Below are 18,432 nucleotides of genomic sequence, written 5' to 3' on the forward strand. Positions count from 1 at the left end.
GAGCCTACGCCCTCGCGCCAGCCTGGATCACCCCGTCCACCAGTCTCAGCGGGAACACTTGACGCCCCCACCCACGGGCTAACTACGCGGCCTTGGTTGTTCCAGGGCAGGCTTGTCAGCCTCCGGTGCAGGCGGGGGGCGGTTGCCCCTTCGCCAGCAGGAGCCAGAACGTCCCGGCTTTGTCGGCCTCGGCGGCGAAATCGGCGCTGGTGTGGTTGGCATCAGCGGTGATCACCGTGCTGGAAGTTCGCGCTCGGAGCGCGTCTGGCGCCCCGGTTCGGCTGCGATGCGAAGGATCACCGGACGGTCCCCGCCGAGGTCGACGCGGTAGGTAGTTTCTCTTGCCCATTACGGTCAGCCCGGCCAGAGCGGCGACCTCGCCGGCCCAGCCGTCCGCCGCGTTGACCACATCCTGGGCCCGCAGGCTGCGCTCGCTCGCGGTGACCGCGGCCGGCCGGTTCATATCGTCACCCCATTGGCTAATGCCTGTTAGCCTTCATGGCAACCCCCGTCACACTGACGGACAAGTGCCCTGCAAGACATGTCACACTGGCGGCTATCGGATCATTGCCCGAGGAGGTAGGTGTGCCCGAGCGGCGACGCAAGGGGCGGGCGGCGGACATCCGGAACGCCGCACTCGACCTGTTCGTCCGCCGCGGCTTTGAGGCCACCACGATGGCAGATATCGGTGCCGCAGTGGGTATCCGTGGCGCCAGCTTGTACAAGCACGTCTCGTCGAAGCAGGAGCTGCTGGCAACTATCACGACCAACACCATGGAACAACTACTCGAGAGACATCGACTGGCCGTCGCCGGCTCCGGTACCCCCGCCGAACGCTTGCGCCGAGCTGTGGACGCACACGTGCGCTATCACGCGCGACATCGCCGCGAGGCGTTCGTCGGCAACAGAGAACTGCGCAGCCTCGTCGAGCCCTACCGCGCGGTTGTGCTCGGCCACCGGGCGGAATACGCCAATCGCTTCGAGGACCTGATCGCAGATGGCATCTCGACTGGCGATTTCCGCGTTGACTCGGCCCGCCTGGCGGCGTACGCGATCCTCGATCTCGGCATGGGGGTGGCGGTGTGGTTCCGCGAGGACGCCGGGCCGACGGAGAACGAGGTCGCGTGGCAGCACACGGAGTTCGCGCTGCGGATGGCGGGTGCCCGTGAACTCTGAAAAGCCGACCGACCGTGATCGGGTCGACGATCGGATCACGATGTCGCCGGGCGACGAACCCATTTGCTGCCACCCTGGCGAGCCCGTGTGTCATCCTGCCGGAAAGGTGTCGCTCAGGAGGTCCTCGATCGGTACTTCGTACCTGTTCGGTGAGCCATGCCCGGCTTCTGCCAACGGCTCAGCGCCGCGGCACCAGGCGCGTCGGCGACGCGATGGGAGGCGAGCAGCGACCTCGCCGCATGAGGCAGAACACCGCTTCATTCCGGCTCAGCCGCATCGACCTTGTCACTCCCCTGTCCGCAGCCGCTCCCGACGGAAAACCTACAGTATTATGCGTATTGGGGGTCTCGTCAGGGTTGACACGCGGCTCTGCAGGCAACGAGGGGGCGGATTGGACGGCGAGCGAACAGCTCTGATCGCACCACTGGGCGCAGCCGGCCGCGCTGGCGAGATCGCGATTCGCATCACCGAGGCCATTCATCTGGGGTTGCTGCGCGACGGGGAGAGGCTTCCCCCGGAGTCGGAATTCGCAGCCCAATTCGGGGTTTCCCCGGTCACCTTGCGTGAAGCGATCGCGGAGCTGCGCGACCGCGGACTGGTGGAGACCCGACGAGGCCGCTGGGGCGGCACGTTCGTCAAGCGCTCCCTGGAACCAGACGAAGAACCGGACATGGCTCGGCTGGCGGCTCTCACCTCCGCGGAGTTGCGCGACATCGCCGATGAGCAGACCGCGATCGCGGGGCTGGCTGCCCGGCTGGCCGCCGAGCGGTCGTCTCCTTCAAACGTGGAGCGCATCCTGTCCCTGGCCGACCAGCTGGCCTCGGCGGAGACCCGCGGGGCGCGGATCAAGGCCGACAGCCGGTTCCACATCGAGATCGCGATCGCGACGCGTTCGCAACGGCTGACCCGGCGTGAGGTGGCGCTGCAGGCCGAAACGGTCGGCATGCTCTGGGGATCCCACCTGCCCGACAGCGAGCTGAAGAAGATCGCGATCGAACACCGGGACATCGCTGCGGCGATCTCGGCCGAGGACGGCGTTCAGGCTGGCACGCTGGCCGAGCAGCACGTGCGCAACAACCTCCGGCGCCTGACCTCGGGCCGTTTCGCGCTCGTCGATGCGATCAGGAGCCCGCTGTGACCGGGGAAGGCGGTCTCGAGACCCGTCGGGCGAGCGTTGACCGGGTCCGGCAGCGCCTGAATGAACTCCTCGAGAGCTGGCGCGCCCCGGTTGCGGATCTGGCGGCGGCGGTGACCGCGATCGCCGAACCTCCTCACGACGGCGACGACAACTCGGCCATCTCCGAAGCCGCACTTGACGATCTGGTGCCCTCGGTGGAGCGGCTCGTCCATTCCGCGCGATCCATCATCGGCGCCGGTTTCATCGCGGCGCCAGGACTGGTCGACGACTGCGAGCGGTACATGTTGTGGCTGCAGAAACGCGATGGTGCGGCCAGGCGGCTGCGGCTCAATTTCGACACCTCGGACGTCGACGCCTACGACTACGTGCGCATGGACTGGTACTCGCGAGCACGATCAACACGCGGAGCGTGCTTGACCGGGCCCTATCTGGACTACTCGGGTTCGGACCACATCGTGGTGACGCTGACCGTTGCGGCCAACTGCGGTTCGCAGTTCGCGGGTGTCGCGGGCATCGATCTGTCTGCCCATGCCGCGGAGGGCCTGCTCGTGGAGCAGTTGCGCGCGCTCGCAGCCGATGCGGTTGTCTTCAACGACGAACGCCTGGTCGTGGCGGCCAACTCGGCGCGGTGGATGCCAGGGGAACGGGTGCCAGCCGTGCGCGGCGAGGCGCTGGGCCTCGACCAGTCCGAACGCCTGGTCGACTGGTCGGGCTGGACGCTGGGAGTCGCACGCAGCGAGATCCAACGGCTCCGGTAGCGGCATCATCCTGGGGCAGGCCACTTGCGCATGAGCGAGGGGCCGATCGACCTGGTGGTCGATCGGCCCCCTTACTCGTCTCAGCCCGTGCGCACCGCCGGGTCAGCGGGCATGGACAGCGGATTCGGCTTCGCTTTGGGTGTCCACTCCACTGAGTCCGCGCCGGTGATCTCGTCCTCTTCGGTGACCCTCAGCTTCATCACCGCGCCCAGCACGAACACCAGCAGCAGCGCGGAGACGACGGCGATGGCGACAGTGACCGCGACGCCGACCAGCTGCCACCACAACGTGATGTGAGCGTGCTGGAAGCCGAACTCGCCGGTGAGCCCGAAGTACCCCCCGGTAGGCGTGCCCCAGGCGAGGGCGCCGACGATCAGGTCACCCACGATGGCAGCGCAGGCCAGCGGGAAGACTTTCGCGTCGTCGATACCGCGGCGGTTGACCAATGTGTATACGGCCGCGACCACCAGCTGCCCGGCCACGGCGACCAGCAACGTCTCCCACGGTTTGAGCACGTCGAAACCGGCGGTGTTCGCGACGTACCCAGCCAACGGTCCCAACAGCGCGTGGGTGGGGTTGCCAGTGGCGTAGGCGATCACCGCTCCCACCGCCCCGCCTCCGACGAACGAGACGATCACGTTGACGTAGATCAGGCCGAGGCCGGTGGTGGTCATTGAGACGCCGTAGAAGCCCTCGCCGGGAACGATGAACCCGCATCCGATGACGATGAGCGGAGCGGCGAACAGGAGCACCACGACACCGAGCGCGGCCAGCGGGACACTGTTGGGAATCCAGCTTGCGGGCTTGCCCGGTTTCGGGAACAGGCCTGCTCGCGGTCGCAACCGCAAGGTCAGCACGAGGCCGAACACCCCGGCGAAGATGTAGGAGGTGTACGCGCCGACGAAGTCGTGCACGCCAGCGTTGGTCAATGGGCTCGTCGATCCCCACGTCAGCCAGAGCAGGACCGGATAGACGATCCCGCCCACAGCGGCGCAGATGATGTAGTACGGCCCGCTGCGGATGCGCTCGGAGACGCTGGTGTGCAGCAGGGCGCACACGAACCCGCCGTAGAGGGCGAGGAACGCGAAGAAGATCTGCGAGTTTCCCACGCCCGGTGCCACCGCGGGATCGACGTTTTGTGCGTATTCACGCAGCAGCGACCCGCCGAACCACCAGTCCTTGAATGCCTGACCGAAGCTCGCCTCGACCCCGAGAGCCTGGTAGTACTGGAAGTTCCACAGGGCGAACCCACCGACCATGTAGGCGACGGTTCCGATGAGGAACCCGATGATCTTCTGGATGCTCGTCGTGAGCACGTTCTGCCGCCTGACCAGACCCGTGTCGATGAGGATCAGCCCGAGCAGAGCGAGGACAACCGCCGTCGACGACAGGATGTAGAGCAGGTTCTGCGTGAGCGCGTTCGTGTCGACCTGCTCGCCGAAGTCCGCCGAGAAAAAGGTCGCGGGCATCGCTCACCTGCCCAGGTAGGTGTGCAGGGGGAAGGTGCGGTAGCGCAGCCGCGGCAGCTTTTCCACGGTCACGAAGCCGGCGGGCGCGGCGATGACGTCGGGGATCCGGTTTACCAGCTGGGTGCAGGTGGTGACCTGGGTCGGCACCGTCCCATTGGAAAGCACGAGGTCGGGTTCGCCCTTGATCTCCCACTCGTTGATGTCCCCGTCGCCCGCGCCGTAGACGCGGCCGGACATTTCGAAGTTGAAAACGGGCCCCTCGGTGGTGACGATCTCGTCGATGTCTGTGAAGCCGACGACCTGGCCGGGGAGGATCTCGCGCTGCAGCGCCCGGGAGAACATGGACGTTTCGGCGATGTCGGGACGCGTGTTGGACGTGACGGACTTGACCGTCAGCCCCGTGTCGGCGACCAGCGCGTCTAGCACGTTGCGCCCGAAGGTGGGCGGGCGCTCGGTACTGGCGAGCCACTCGTCGAACTCTTCGACGGTTTTGCCGACCTGCTGGTCGCCGGCGACCTCCGGGCCGTAGTCGTCAACGTTCCAGCTCGCGTGCCCGGTCACGGTGTCGATGCGGTGGGCCGTGCCCATCATCAACGCCACGATGTTCACCCAGTAGGTGTCCTGGTGGCCGGTGCCGGTGAGGGTGGCGCCGGTACGCTTGGCGATCTCGTCGAGCTCACGGGTGATCTCGGGCGAGGTCTGCCAGGGGTAGAGGGCCTCTTCCGAGAGGGTGACGGCGTTGACGCCGTGCTCGGCGCAGACCCGCAGCTGTTCCACGGCATCGGTCATGTAGCTGTTGACGGCGATGACCGCGACGTCCGGTCGAGTCCGCTCGAACACCTCGTGGGGGTCGTTGCTGATCACCACGTCCAGGCTTCGGCCGATGCCGGCGACCTCGCCGAGATCGTTGCCGACCTTGGATTCACTGCGCGAAATCGCGCCGACGATCTCGACGCCCTTGTCCAGGAGCAGGCGCGTCGCGATGGAGTTCATCGCGCCGACACCGTAGACGACTGCCTTGATGGTCACTGGTTGGCTCCTTTGTCTTGATCCGGACCGGACGGCGGGCCGGGGTCCGGCCCCTCACCCGCCAGCAGCACCTCGTCGGCGAACTCACGATGTACTGCGTCGAGGTGATCCCACCTGGCGGCGACGATGCGTTTGGTGTCCCAGGCCGGCATCTTCTGCTGCCGGAACCTGGTCATCCGCTTGGGATCGACCTCCAAGACATGCTCGAAGCGCTGCACGACCTGGTTGGTGACGCGCTCCGGTTCAGGGGGGACCTGTTCGGACGGCACGTAGTGGCCGAACCGGTAGGGGCTGCTGCTCACGACCGAGCTCCATCCGGGTATGCCTCGTCGAGGCTCTGCTTGCCGGGATTCATGATGTTGTTCGGGTCCAGCGCCCTCTTGATCGTCTTCATGACTTCCCAGGAGGCGCCCATCTCGGTCGGCACCAGTTCCGCGTCACCCGCACGGGTGGCTCCGTGGCAGGCCGACATGGAGCCTCCGTGCTCGATCGCGACCTGTGCGATCTCGCGTTTGAGCGAGACGAAGGCGTTCCAGGACGCCTCGTCCATGTGGTCCTCCCACAGCCCCATGTCGATTTCGAGGAGGATGTCTCCCCAGGGCTTGTGCGGCGCGTTGGTGTAGGCGAAAGCTCCCCAGTCGTCGAAGATGTCGTACTGCTCGCAGTAGCGGCGCGCGATTTCGTGCCACTTGCGCAGCACCTCGGGAACCTCGCTGTAGGGGATGGCCGCGTCCTCGCAGTGCCACGACATCGGGATGACGTTGCCGTCCGCATCACGGCCGTGGAGCGGGTTCGCGTAGCGGTCGTGGCGCGCTGCCCAGTCGCCCGAGGCGATCTCGTCGCCGATGTAGCGGCCGCCGAGGCTGCGTCCGAGTTGCATCACGACCTTATGAGCCGGTTCAACCTCGGCGCGGGTCCCCAGCAGCGACACCGCGCACACGGCCTTCACCCACTCCGGCTGCACGATGTAGGCCTCGTCGTCGCGTCGCAGGTACTCGACTTTTTCCGGGTCGAACAGCATTACCCCGGCCAGGGTGGCCAAGCCGCTCTTCGCGAGCAGAGAGAAGGTGCGGTAGGCCGTCTCGTAGTCCTCGAACAGGAAGAACGCCGCGAACTCGGTCTCGGCGCGCGGGACCAGTTCCAGCGTCGCCTCGGTGACGATGCCCAGGGTTCCCTGGTGGCCCATGAACAGGTGCTTCAGGTGGTACCCGGTGGAGGACTTGCGGATCTTGCGCCCGCCACCGTCGCCGACCTCGATGACCTCGCCGGTCGGGAGCACCATTTCGAACGAGATCACCAGGTCGCGGGTGTGGCCGTAGCGTGCCCCGAGCAGGGACAGGCCGCTGGTGCCGATTCGTCCGCCAACGAGAGCGCAGGCGTAGGACGCCGGATCGTCGGGATAGATCACCCCGTGCGGCTTGAGGTGCCGGTTGAGGGTCTGCATGTTGATGCCGGGCCCGACTGTGACGGTGTTGTTGACCAGGTCGATCTCCTTCATCTGGTCCATCCGCTTCACATCGACGAGGATCCCGCCCCGTATCGGGACGGCGCCGTCGGCCAGACCCGTGCCACCGGCCCGCGGCACGATCGGAATCTTGAATTCGTTTGCCAGCTTGACGATCCGCGAAACCTGCTCCGTCGTGCGGGGCAACACGACCACGTCGGGCAGGAACTCCTCCCACCGGTGCACTGGGAAGGGTGCCGGCACCCGCGCGCGGTTGAACCTGCTGGAGCGGCCGGTCAGGACCGCGCCCGGCTCGTCGACGATCTCCTCGAGCCGCTGGATGACTTCGCTGCTGATCCTGACGGTCGCGGTCATGCCTGGGTCCTCCCACCGACCTCGATGCCGGCGGACTCGGCGACCAGCTCGATGATGTCGCGCACCTCGATACCGGCCTCGTCACCTGCTGCTGTCAGCGGCCGCTCGGACCAGACGCACGCGCTGACGAGCAGGTCCACGTCCAACGTCGACGCCTGCGCCAGGCGTCGACGGCTGATCTCGGCGGTGATCTCCGGCTTTTCGATGGGCAGACCCCCACCGCCGCCTGAGCAGTAGGACCACTGCGTGACGCGGTCGACGTCACGGAAGTCCAGCCCGGGGATGGCGCGCAGGATCTCCCGCGGGGCTTCGTGGATTCCCTTGCGCTTGTTGAGCCGGCACGGGTCGTGGTAAGTCGCCACCCGGTTGATGGGGTTAACCAGCTCGAGGCGGCCGTCCCGGATGAGTTCGGCGACGAGGTCGATGATCTGGACGACCTCGAATTCGAACTCCGCACCGAAGTAGGCCGGGTAGTCCTCGGTGAAGTGGACGTAGTCGTGCGGCTCGATCGCGATGATCCGCTTGACGCCCGAGCGTCGCCAGTCGTCGACGTTGTGGCGGGCGAACCGCATGGACTGCTCGACGTAACCCATTTCCGCGGCCGGACCGCCGCAGCACCACTGCTCGTTCATCAGCCCGAACTCGACACCGGCCTTCTGCAGGATCTGCGCGGTGGCACGCGGCACGGACGTCCGGTAGTAGGCGGCCTCGCAGTCAACGAACATGATCGTCTCGCCGCCGATGGGGATGTTCAGCCCCTCGGCCCAGTCCCGGACCTGCGCCTGACCGTTGGGCTGATCGCCCTCGACACCGAGGACCGGTTCATTCTTCAGCTCGTTGGTCAGCCGGTTCCAGACCTTCCACCCCTCACGGTCGAGGCCCTTGTCCACCAGCATCGCCCGCATGGCGCGCACGACCTTCACCGTCTCGGTCCGTGCCCGGTAGAAGTCACCGACCATCAGCGTGTTGGGGCAACGCACCTCGCAGCCACCGCATTGGGTGCAGTGGACGTAGTCGTCGGCGACGTCTTTGACACTTAGATGCCCCTTCTCCAGAGCGATCACGTTGGCGTGGAACGCGGTCGGGGTGTGGTTCTCGTTGCGAGTCACCTGCGTGACAGGGCAGACCTCGCGGCAGAACTTATGTCCCGAGGAGAAACAGCCGGTCGCGTTCTCGTGCCATTTCTCCACGAAGGCCTGTTCTAAGTCATCGAGGTGCTTCGGCATGGCGAGGTCGACCTTGTTGCCGGACTCGTGGGCTGAACCGTTGCCCGACGGCACCCCCGTGTCAGTGGCCGACGCCTGGGATTCCTGCTTGTCGTTCACGTGTTGCTTTCCTCTCAGGCGAACTTCGTCATGACGTGCTTGATGCGGGTGTATTCCTCGAGCCCGTAGATCGACATGTCCTTGCCGTAGCCGGACTGCTTGAACCCACCGTGGGGCATCTCGGAGACGACCGGGATGTGGTCGTTGACCCACACACAGCCGAAGTCCAGGTCACGGGCGGCGCGGACCGCGGCGCTGACGTCGCGGGTCCAGACGGAGGAGGCGAGTCCGAAATCGACGTCGTTGGCCCACTCGAACGCCTGGTCCTCGTCACGGGCCTGCTGCACCGAAACGACCGGGCCGAACAGCTCGCGCTGCACCACGACGTCGTCCTGGCTGGGTTCGAGGACGACGGTCGGCTCGATGAAGAAGCCCTTGTCGCCACGTTTGCGGCCGCCCGTGGCGATCTTGCCGTTGGTCTGACCGAGGATGCCCAGGATCGAGTCACGGTGCGCCGCCGAGATGACCGGCCCGAGGTCGAGGTCCTCGGTTTCGGCCGGGTCGCCCATCTTCAGCGCTTCGACTGCGGGAACGAGTTGCTCGACCAGTTTGCCGTAGACGCCCGGAGTGGCGATCACCCGACAAGCGGCGGTGCAGTCCTGCCCGGAGTTCACGTAGCCGGCGAGCGCGATCCCGGCGACGACCGCGTCCACTTCGGCGTCGTCGAGCACGACGACCGGCGCTTTACCGCCTAGCTCCAGATGCGACTTCGCCACGTGCTCCGCCGCTGTGCGGGCGACATGCTTGCCCGTGCTCGTATCGCCGGTAACCGACACCATGCCGATCCTCGGGTCGCTGATCAGCGAGTCACCGAAGTCTCCGGCGCTGCCGGCGAGCACGTTGAGCACACCCGCGGGTAGCACGTCCTTCGCCAGGTACGCCAGGTGCAGCGCGGAAAGCGGCGTCTGCCGGGACGGCTTGAGGATGCTGCAGTTGCCCGCCGCGAGAGCGGGGGCGAACTTCCACGTCGCCATCAGCAGCGGATAGTTCCAGGGTGCGATGCCGGTGACGATGCCGACTGGCTCGCGTCGCACATAGGACTCGTACCCGGCCAGGTACTCCCCGCCCGAGCGGCCCTCCAGGCAACGGGCGGCGCCAGCGAAGAACCGCAGATTGTCTACGACGAACCCGATTTCCTCGCGGGCCATCGGCAGCGGCTTGCCGACGTTGCGCGACTCCAGGGTGGCCAGATGCTCGGCGTCGGCCTCGACGGCAGCGGCCAGCGCGAGCAGCCTGTCCGCCCGTTCCCCCGGCGTGGTGCGCTTCCACGACTTGAAAGCCTTCGTCGCCGAGGTCACCGCCGCCTCGACATCCTCGGCATCACTGGCCGGAACCCGGGCGAGGACGGCTTGTGTGGCCGGCTCGATCACCTCGAGCTCGCGGCCGCTGCGTGCGCCGACCAGTTCCCCGTCGACAAGGTTGCGCGTGCGAATCTCCGCGTCGGTCATGTCACGTTCCTTTTCCGTGATGGGACCGAGACCCCGTGATCTCGGCTGTGCGTGTGCTGGTTGGGGCAAAGTCCGGGATCATGCCGCGTGTCCGTTTACCGGGTGTCCACCTGATCCGGCTCATCCGTCGCGAAGGCGGCGCGAATCCGTTGCTTGAGCACGAACTTCTGGATCTTCCCCGTCGCGGTTCTGGGAAGCGTGCCGAACTCGAACGCGTCCGGCACCTTGAACCGAGCGATGCGAGCCACCAGGTGCCCGCGAAGCTCGGTCTCGCTCACCTGAGCGCCGGCCGCGGTCTCGATGAACGCCACCGGACGCTCGCCCCAGTGCTCGTCCGGCCGCGCCACGACGGCCGCCTCGACCACCGCAGGGTGCGACAGCAGCGCCTGCTCGATTTCCACCGAGGTGAGGTTCTCCCCACCCGAAATGATCACGTCCATGGCGCGATCACGGATCTCGAGGTAACCGTCAGGATGGCGCACGGCCAGGTCCCCCGTCCGTAACCAACCGTCCGGGACGGCTGCCTCGGTGGCGGCCGGGTCGTTGAAGTAACGAGGCGTGATGTTGTTACCGCGCAACGCGATCTCGCCGATCGTGGCGCCGTCGGCGGGCACGTCAGCACCGGCCGGGTCGACCACACGCACCCGCTCGGAGACGATGTTGCCGACACCCTGGCGCGCCGCGAGGCGATCTCGTTCCTCTGCCGGGCGCTGATCCCACTCCGGCTTCCACTGGTTGATCACGGCCGGGCCGTAGGTCTCAGTCATGCCGTACAGATGGGTCACATGCAACCCGCGCACGGATGCCCGGGCCAGCACCGCCGGCGCGGGCGGTGCTCCGCCCACCCCGACCCAGATGGACCGGTCGCCGATCTCGCCGGCCTCACAAGGCGGGACCAGTGCCGACAGCACGGTGGGAGCGGCGCACATGTGCGTGACACCGTGATCTTCGATCGCCGGCCACACCACGCGACTGTCCACTTTGTCCAGGCACACGTGCGTCGCGGCGGCCGCGGTGACGGCCCAGGTGAAGCACCACCCGTTGCAGTGGAACATCGGCAGGGTCCACAGGTAGGACGACTCCGCCGTCAGGCCGGCGTGGAACGCCATGGCAAGCGATTGAAGGTAGACACCGCGGTGGGTGTAGACCACGCCCTTGGGAGAACCCGTTGTGCCGCTGGTGTAATTGATGGCTATCGGCCCCAGTTCGTCGCTGACCATTGCCTCGTAGGGCGTGGCCTGAGCGAGCGCACGTTCGTATCCTTCACCGGTGTGGATAACGGTGATCACCTGTCGGCTCCGAGCGACTGCCGCGGCGGCCAGGTCCGCCAGTGATTCCGAAGTGATCATGATGTCGGCGCCGGAGTGGTCCAGGATGTAGGCGATCTCCGCGGCGCCGAGCCGCGTGTTGATCGGCACGATGACGCCGCCGGCGAACGGAACTCCGTAGTGCGCCTCAAGCATTTCGTGCCTGTTGATGGCGAGCACCGCGACCCGGCCACCGGCGCGCAGATCCAGGTCGACCAACGCCCCGGCGAGTTGCTTCGCCCTGTGGTACAGCTCGGCGTAAGTGATCCGGAACTCGCCGTCGATGACGGCCGTGCGGTTCCCGTAGACCGCCGCCGAGCGTGCGAGGAAACGCGCCGGCGACAGGGCTTGGAAACTGTGCCTCACGAGATCGCCTCCACTCGCATCCGTGTCCCCTTCGACGCCAGCGCCAGCACGGGAAGCTCGCCCATCGAGCGCAACCCGGGGGGTGCGTCCACCGCCGCTGTCGCCACGTTGACCGCGACGGCGATCGTGCTCAGAAACGACTCGAAACCCGTAGCGGAAGCCAAGGTGATGACCTGGTCGCCCCCCTCGATGCGGTACTCGTCGCCGGGCTGGACGTCGTCGCTGTCGTCGAAGAAGCCGAACATGATCTCCAGATCGATGACCGCGTCACCGCCGCACAGGCCACGTGCCCGATGGGTGACCGCGGAGATCGTCCCGGCCTCGATCACCGCGTTCGCCCCCTGTCGCCGGGACCTGCTCACGATGGCGGGTTCGACGTCGTCGACAACGATCTCGTCCAGCTGCCAGCCCAATCCGGCGGCGACCGCCGCGATCGCCTGCTCGAAACCGACGTGCCCGATGACGGTTCCGGCCTCGCGCTCGGCGGCGAAGTCCCCTGGTGCCAGTCCGAGCCCGAACTTCGACAGGATGGCGCCGTAACGCGACATGTTCGTCCGCCGCCGCACCACGACGCGGTTGGCGCTCTGGGTCAACACGCTGAGCAGCAGCGGCAGGGTGTCCATGAGGACACCCGGATTCGCTCCGGTGCCCAGCACCGTGACGCCGTGGGCCCGTGCCGCCGCATCGAGTTTCGACGCGAGTTCCGGGTGACTTTGCCAGGGGAACGCGAGCTGCTCGCAGATGCTCACCACGTTGATCGACCGCTCGAGCAACGGCATCAGCGTGCTGGCGACCTGGACGAGGTCCGACGTCGTGGCGACCACCGCCACGTCGACGTCGGGGAGCAGCTCGATGTCGGTGACCACCTCCACCCCCAGCGGGCCGAGCCCGAGGAGGTCACCCAGGTCCTTCCCTCCGACGTCAGGGTTCTTGTCCACCGCCCCGACGAGCTCGCAGTTGACCCGGTTCGCGAGCGACCCGCCGATGGCGAGCCCCGTTGCCCCGAGTCCGACGAGCGCCATTCGCGTGACCGACACTGCGCTGCTCCTTTGGCGATCGAAGGAGGTACGACTGCTGCCCGTACCCGATGGCCGCCAATCATACATACCTGTCGCTTTAAAACAAGGAACAGCGAAAATGTGGTTTCCCCAGGTCGTCGACCTCGACAAAGACCACACCTTGACCGGCCGTCTCGCCTAAATGAGGCATTTCAGCCGTTCAGGCCGAACCGCGCCGCAGCGTCAAAGCGGCCACGAACACCGCGTCTCTCGTCGCACCGCACACCTCGGTCCACGCGCGGCCAGGTAGCCGGGCGCGTCAAATCACCACTTCAAAACGACAGCGTTGTATGTTTAACTTGGGTCGGTCCTGGTCGAGCACCTCGGGAGGCCAGATCAAGTTCTTTCGTGCTCTTCAGTGCGCCCAGGGCACATCAATGAAGGGGCACTCGTGGCGAAGACCTACGACGGGACTCATGGGCGAGGAGTAGCGCGGCCGCGAATCGGCTCGAGCCACAGCCGGGTGCGCCGGCGAACGCGGCAAGCACCTACCAGCCTCTGATCGGGACCACCTACCTGCAAGGCAAGGACTACCACGTGATCCCGCAGGCGATGCAACGCACGATCTACATCGGCGGCGCTGCTGCCACTTTCGTGTGCCTGGCTTTGGTTCTTTCCGTGGCCGACATCCCGGCCGTGATCTCGGGCGAGGACACCAACCCGGTCAACGCCACCCTCACGCAGGCATTCGGCACCGCGGGGGCGCGAGTCGTGCAGGGCGTCGTGGCAATCTCCTTCCTGTCCTGCGTCATGAGTTCCAGGCCGTCGCAGCCGGCTGGCCTACGCCTGCGGCCGCGACGACATGATCATCGGCAGCAAGTACCTCAAGGTGTTCTCCCACGCCCGGCGGGTGCCGCCTTACGAATCGCCGCCCATTCCGAGTCGTACTCGCCACGGTGCGGGGCAGGAGTTCGGATGCGCGCCAGTTCGCCGCGTCTCAAGGCGGTAGCGGCGACGTTCGCTCCACCCGGCCCGGTCCTGGGCAGGACCGGGCCGGGTGCTGGACCGCACGCTTCGCTGCCCCCAACACCTAAAGCAGTCCCGAGCGATCGCCCAACCGGCGGGAGTCGTTAGGCGCGCACCTGCCTCGATCGCCTGGTTCAGGTGGTCGAGGTGCCCGGATCGACGGGATGCGTGGCCAACGGATGCACTGTGACGTCCATGTACGGCCACACCGGTAGGGCGCTGATGATCTCGTGCAGCGCAGTCGCGTCCTCGGCGCGCCAGAGTCCCCAGTTCTCCCGGCGTCCGGGCACTCGCCACATCCGGACGAGGTGTCCTTCAGCCGCTCGCTGCGCAGCCATCATCCGCTCGTCGACCGACAGTTTCCGGATGGTCTCCTCCGAAAGATCGCGCGGCCACTCGATCTTGATATTGACCAGAAATTCCTTCATCGACGGCTCGTACTCCTCATTATCGTGTGTACCGTTGTCGCGGCATTCCGCCCAGGTGCTCCTGTGACATAACCACCGGGCCACCCGCCAGCACCGCCCACGACGATTCCCATAGACCGCACAGCTTGCGTGAAATCCCGTCCCGGCCGACCATCCAGCAGCTGTGGCGGCAGCATGTCGCCGTGAGTGATGTTGCTCCCGGTCAGACCGAACTCGTCCTCGAGGTCGTGCGGCGAGAACCACCGCATGTCCTCGATTCGTTCCTGGAGACGCGGAAAAGACTCTTCGAGCTGTGTCAGGCAAGCGTCAACGAATCCCTGACCGTGCGTGCGCCAGTACCCCCGGCCGAGCCGGTAAGGTGCATGCCACACATTGATACTCATGAGGTGCTTGCTGTCAGGCACAAGGCCGTCCGACGTCAGGCTCGGAACCAGTCCCCACATGATCGGCTTCGCCGACGGGCGCCCGGCCAGGCCGTCCGCGACCGCCGCGGTGATGTACGCCGGGTCCGGCGCGATCCGGAACTGCGCCGAGAGCAGGGTCTCCACCGGCACGTCGCCGGGAGCGTCGGCGATGTCCGGGAGAGCCCCCAGCGCCAGGGCGATCTTGAAAGCCGATCCCTCCGGGGGGTCGGGCGCCGCGGAGCGTGCGATCGCTCCTTGGGGAAGCATCGCTGCCAGCCGGGACGGTTCGACCGCCGAAACCACGGCGTCCACCTTGGTGATCTTCTCGCCCGATGCGAGCACGACGGCTTCGACGCGTCCTTTGCCGTCGAGTTCGAGGCCGGTGACCGGAGCGTTCGTCCGGATCCGGACGTGGTGCTCGACCGCCGCACGCTCAAGCGCGTCGATGATCGCGCTCATCGAGCCGACCGGTAGCCCGACTGAACCACGCAGGGGCGCGTCGCCGATACCGAGCACATCGTCGGTCGACGAGGCGCGGGAAATGGGCCGCATGAGCAGTCCCATCGCCGACCCCGGCGCGTCCGGCGAGACGAGCTGACCGTTGAGGGCGAGCATCATCATCAGGCTCCGGGCGGCACCGGTCCGCAGCGACTCGGTGAGCAGATCGTTCAGGCTGCCCTCGAGTACGACACGGCGAAACTCTTCCCGCACCGCTGCCGGCATCCGGTCCAGCGCCTCGTGCAGCGAGGGCGGTGGTTCCCACATCGAGAGCCCACTCGCGGCCCCGAGGGCATCGAGGCGCTCTACGAGCACACGATGGCGCTTGGCCTCACCGGCGGCGAACGCGTCCAGCTGTGCGGCCACCCGGTCACGGTCGCGCCAGCCGACGAACAGCCCCTCGCTCATCCGCTGTAGCAACGTCACGTTCGGGCTGACGAACCGCAGCCCGTGCCGCTCCAGCTCCAACTCCTGGATGACGCGCCCCTCCAGCGAGCCTGGCGAGTTGGTGATCGCCCCGAAGTAGCCGGGCAGGTACTCCACCCGACCGACCATCCCGCCGAGCGTGGGGCGTGCCTCCAGGAGGGTTACCCGCATCCCGAAGCGCGCCAGGTAGTTGGCCGCGACCAAGCCGTTGTGTCCTCCGCCGACGATGACCACATGGGGACTCATGCGGATCGGTGGTCGAAGACCTGCTCGAACAGGCGCAGCCAGTTGCCGCCGAGAACCAGATCCAGATCGGCGGAGGTGAATCCGCTCTGCATCATGGTTTCGACCAGCGTCGGGAAGGCGGCAGGCGACTGGAACCACGTCGGCCACTCGACCACCGGGGTACTCTCGTCGATCGGGACCGGGCTTTCGCGCCCCCAGCGTCCCATGCGCCACCATTTCACGGCCTCGATGTCGTATCCGGTGTAGAAGTCGGTGCCGAGGGCGACATGTTCCACACCGAACCGCTCGACGGTCCACGAGACCATGTCCACGAATTCCTGCTCGGTTGTCCTGACGCCGTTCTTGAGCATCCGTACGTACGGGCTCAGGCCCACGACGCCACCGGCGCTCGTGAGCTCGCGCAGCACGGTGGAGGACTTCGGGCGGCGACTGAGCTCGACATTGGTTCCGACGAACTCCAGCGGGTTGGCATGCGTGATCGCAACCGGACCCTGGCTGAACTCGATGGTGTCCAGGCACGTCCGCTCCGAGCAGTGCGACAGGTCGACGAGCATTCCGACCTCGTTCAGCTCCTTCACGAACTGCCGTCCCACGTGAGTAGACAGGCCGGCGTCGTCGTTCTCCCAGCACCCGGCGGCGATGCTGTTCTGAGTGTTGTAGGTGAGCTGTACGATCCGCACGCCCAGGTCGTGGAAGACCTGGACCAGCCGGATGTCGTCTTCGAAGGGCGCGGTGTTCTGGAACCCGAAAACGACCGCGGTCCGCCCGGATGCGACCACCTCACGGATCTCGGCCGCGGTGCGAGCCGATGCGATCAGGTCGGCGTTCTCGGCGAAAAGGTCGTTCCACTGGCCCAGCACGGACAGCGTCTCACGGGCCGTTTCCCACACCGCGACCGTCACGTGGACGCAACCGACGTGGCCGTCGCGCCACTCCAGAAACCGCTTGCGCGAAGGTTTGCTGTACTCGAGACAGTCCACGACGATCGCCGCGGTCTCCACTCCTGCAGTCATGTCTTCTACTTTCGTGCCGTTTCGGATTCGTGGTTCAGTGGTTCGGGTCATGCGAGCCCGAATGGGTCGGCTGCCGCGGCGAAATCCTGTACAACCGCCTTGACCTCCTGGAACTCGCGCAAGCCTTCGATGCCGTTCTCCCGACCGATCCCGGACTGCTTCACGCCACCGAACGGTGTCTGCCAATCCATGCCCCGGTAGGTGTTGATCCACACCGTTCCGGCGTCGAGGCTCTGCGACATCCGGCGGGCTCGCGCCATATCGGAGGTCCAGCAGCCGGCGGCGAGCCCGAAGGCCGAATCGTTGGCCAGCGCGACTGCTTCTTCTTCGGTCGTGAACTCCGTGAGCGTCAGTACCGGGCCGAAGACCTCGGTCTGACATATGCCGGCGCTGTTATCGGCTACGCGGAGGACGGTCGGCGCCACCCAGTAACCACCCTCGAGGCCGGCAGCCATCCGCGGGGGCTCGGCGCCGCCGGTGAGTACGGTCGCACCGTCGGCGATCGCCTGGGAGATCAACGACTGGATGCGCTGGAGCTGCTGGGCCGAGGCGACCGGTCCGAGATGGGTCCCGTCTTCGGTGGGCGCACCGACGCGCAGCCGAGACACGCGCCGCAGCAGCGCGGCGGTGAATTCCTCGGCCGCACCGCGTTGCACGAGCACCCGGGAACCGGCCACACAGGTCTGTCCGGTCGCGGAGAAACCACCCTGCACCACCGCGGTCACGGCGTCGTCGAGGCGGGCGTCGTCGAAGATGATGTGGGCCGACTTGCCACCGGCCTCTGCGACGAAGCGGCCGAGGTGCCCGCTGACGGACATTCCGACCTGCATGGCCGCGCCGGTGCTCCCCGTGAACGAGACCATGTCCACCGCCGCGTGCTCAACGAGCCGCTGCCCGACATCGACGCCGCCTTGAACGATGGTCAGAGCACCGTCGGGTACACCGGCTTCGGTCACGATCCTCTTGAGCATGATGCTCGAACCGGGCGAGTTAAGCGGCGGCTTGATGATGACGGTATTACCCGCGGCCAGCGCCGGGGCGAGTTTCCAGGTGCCAAGGGAAAACGCACCGTTGAACGGAGTAATGAGGGCCACGATTCCCACCGGCTCACGCCGCAGGGTCGCCTCCTTCGTCGCCGAGATCTCGATGCGGTCCTCGCGCGTGGTGCGCAGCAACGCGGCGTAGTACTGCCACCAGCGAGCGCTGACGGCGACCTCGGCCTTGGTGGCGGCCAACGGCTTGCCATTGGCGAGGGACTCAAGCGCGGCGATCTCCTCGACGCGCGCGTCGATACCGCGGCCGATCGAGTCGAGCACGTCGGCGCGCTGTAGGTGGGTGAGGGAACGCCATTCACCGCCGGTGTAGCTCGCCCTGGCACCGGCGACGGCCTCGCCGACCAAGTCGACATCGTGGCTCACCGAACCCCAGGGCCGTCCGGTGGCCGGGTCGAAGAGCGCCTCAGTCCGGGTGCCCCGACGCGTGCGGCCGTTGATGTCCGAGTGGAATTCCGTTGTGGAAAGTTGAGGGACGAGCGGTGGGGGTAGGGACACGGTCACGC

Annotated in this window: 16 protein-coding genes; 3 read left to right on the plus strand and 13 right to left on the minus strand. The window is 66.7% G+C overall.

Annotated features, from left to right (window positions below; translation table 11 throughout):
- Positions 1–115: 115 nt before the first annotated feature.
- On the minus strand, positions 116–463 hold the full coding sequence (locus ACWDKQ_RS26110; RefSeq protein ID WP_450141403.1) for a hypothetical protein: 348 nt from the start codon (positions 461–463) through the stop codon (positions 116–118).
- Between the two features lie 122 nt (positions 464–585).
- Here ACWDKQ_RS26110 and ACWDKQ_RS26115 point away from each other — a divergent pair, with 122 nt between their 5' ends.
- The 3 genes from ACWDKQ_RS26115 (at position 586) to ACWDKQ_RS26125 (ending at position 3,072) form a co-directional block, all read left to right on the plus strand.
- Positions 586–1,176, plus strand: a complete 591-nt coding sequence (locus ACWDKQ_RS26115; RefSeq protein WP_450141404.1) for a TetR/AcrR family transcriptional regulator — start codon at positions 586–588, stop codon at positions 1,174–1,176.
- A 391-nt stretch (positions 1,177–1,567) separates the two neighbouring features.
- On the plus strand, positions 1,568–2,314 hold the full coding sequence (locus ACWDKQ_RS26120) for a FadR/GntR family transcriptional regulator (protein WP_450141405.1): 747 nt from the start codon (positions 1,568–1,570) through the stop codon (positions 2,312–2,314).
- Entirely contained in the window at positions 2,311–3,072 is a 762-nt protein-coding gene (locus ACWDKQ_RS26125) for a cache domain-containing protein (protein WP_450141406.1), read from the plus strand. The genes ACWDKQ_RS26120 and ACWDKQ_RS26125 overlap by 4 nt, the downstream gene beginning before the upstream one ends.
- Before the next feature lie 80 nt (positions 3,073–3,152).
- On the opposite strand, the gene ACWDKQ_RS26130 is transcribed toward ACWDKQ_RS26125, so the two are convergent.
- The 12 genes from ACWDKQ_RS26130 to ACWDKQ_RS26185 all read right to left on the minus strand — a co-directional run bounded on the left by ACWDKQ_RS26130 (position 3,153) and on the right by ACWDKQ_RS26185 (position 18,430).
- The gene (locus ACWDKQ_RS26130; RefSeq protein ID WP_450141407.1) at positions 3,153–4,541 is read right to left on the minus strand and encodes an ammonium transporter; all 1,389 of its coding nucleotides are present in this window, start codon (positions 4,539–4,541) and stop codon (positions 3,153–3,155) included.
- 3 nt (positions 4,542–4,544) lie between these two features.
- Positions 4,545–5,570 carry an NAD(P)H-dependent amine dehydrogenase family protein gene (locus ACWDKQ_RS26135; protein ID WP_450141408.1) on the minus strand — a complete coding sequence of 342 codons (1,026 nt, stop codon included), beginning with the start codon at positions 5,568–5,570 and terminating at the stop codon, positions 4,545–4,547.
- Complete coding sequence (locus ACWDKQ_RS26140) at positions 5,567–5,872, minus strand: hypothetical protein (RefSeq protein ID WP_450141409.1); 306 nt, start codon at positions 5,870–5,872, stop codon at positions 5,567–5,569. The genes ACWDKQ_RS26135 and ACWDKQ_RS26140 overlap by 4 nt, the downstream gene beginning before the upstream one ends.
- Positions 5,869–7,389 (minus strand): FAD-binding oxidoreductase, encoded by a 1,521-nt coding sequence (locus ACWDKQ_RS26145; protein ID WP_450141410.1) that lies wholly within the window; start codon positions 7,387–7,389, stop codon positions 5,869–5,871. Before ACWDKQ_RS26145 ends, ACWDKQ_RS26140 begins: the two co-directional genes overlap by 4 nt.
- Entirely contained in the window at positions 7,386–8,714 is a 1,329-nt protein-coding gene (locus ACWDKQ_RS26150; RefSeq protein WP_450141411.1) for a (Fe-S)-binding protein, read from the minus strand. The genes ACWDKQ_RS26145 and ACWDKQ_RS26150 overlap by 4 nt, the downstream gene beginning before the upstream one ends.
- Positions 8,715–8,728: 14 nt before the next feature.
- Entirely contained in the window at positions 8,729–10,162 is a 1,434-nt protein-coding gene (locus tag ACWDKQ_RS26155) for an aminobutyraldehyde dehydrogenase (protein WP_450141412.1), read from the minus strand.
- A gap of 95 nt (positions 10,163–10,257) precedes the next feature.
- Complete coding sequence (locus ACWDKQ_RS26160; protein WP_450141413.1) at positions 10,258–11,835, minus strand: AMP-binding protein; 1,578 nt, start codon at positions 11,833–11,835, stop codon at positions 10,258–10,260.
- A complete protein-coding gene (locus ACWDKQ_RS26165; RefSeq protein WP_450141414.1) occupies positions 11,832–12,872 on the minus strand; it encodes a hypothetical protein in 1,041 nt (346 codons plus the stop codon). The genes ACWDKQ_RS26160 and ACWDKQ_RS26165 overlap by 4 nt, the downstream gene beginning before the upstream one ends.
- Before the next feature lie 1,121 nt (positions 12,873–13,993).
- A complete protein-coding gene (locus ACWDKQ_RS26170) occupies positions 13,994–14,287 on the minus strand; it encodes a muconolactone Delta-isomerase (RefSeq protein ID WP_450141415.1) in 294 nt (97 codons plus the stop codon).
- The gene (locus tag ACWDKQ_RS26175; RefSeq protein WP_450141416.1) at positions 14,284–15,861 is read right to left on the minus strand and encodes a phytoene desaturase family protein; all 1,578 of its coding nucleotides are present in this window, start codon (positions 15,859–15,861) and stop codon (positions 14,284–14,286) included. The genes ACWDKQ_RS26170 and ACWDKQ_RS26175 overlap by 4 nt, the downstream gene beginning before the upstream one ends.
- The gene (locus tag ACWDKQ_RS26180; protein WP_450141417.1) at positions 15,858–16,874 is read right to left on the minus strand and encodes a membrane dipeptidase; all 1,017 of its coding nucleotides are present in this window, start codon (positions 16,872–16,874) and stop codon (positions 15,858–15,860) included. Before ACWDKQ_RS26180 ends, ACWDKQ_RS26175 begins: the two co-directional genes overlap by 4 nt.
- A gap of 47 nt (positions 16,875–16,921) precedes the next feature.
- Positions 16,922–18,430 carry an aldehyde dehydrogenase family protein gene (locus tag ACWDKQ_RS26185; protein WP_450141418.1) on the minus strand — a complete coding sequence of 503 codons (1,509 nt, stop codon included), beginning with the start codon at positions 18,428–18,430 and terminating at the stop codon, positions 16,922–16,924.
- Positions 18,431–18,432 lie beyond the last annotated feature (2 nt).

The sequence above is a fragment of the Saccharopolyspora sp. NPDC000995 genome (genome assembly GCF_053599315.1).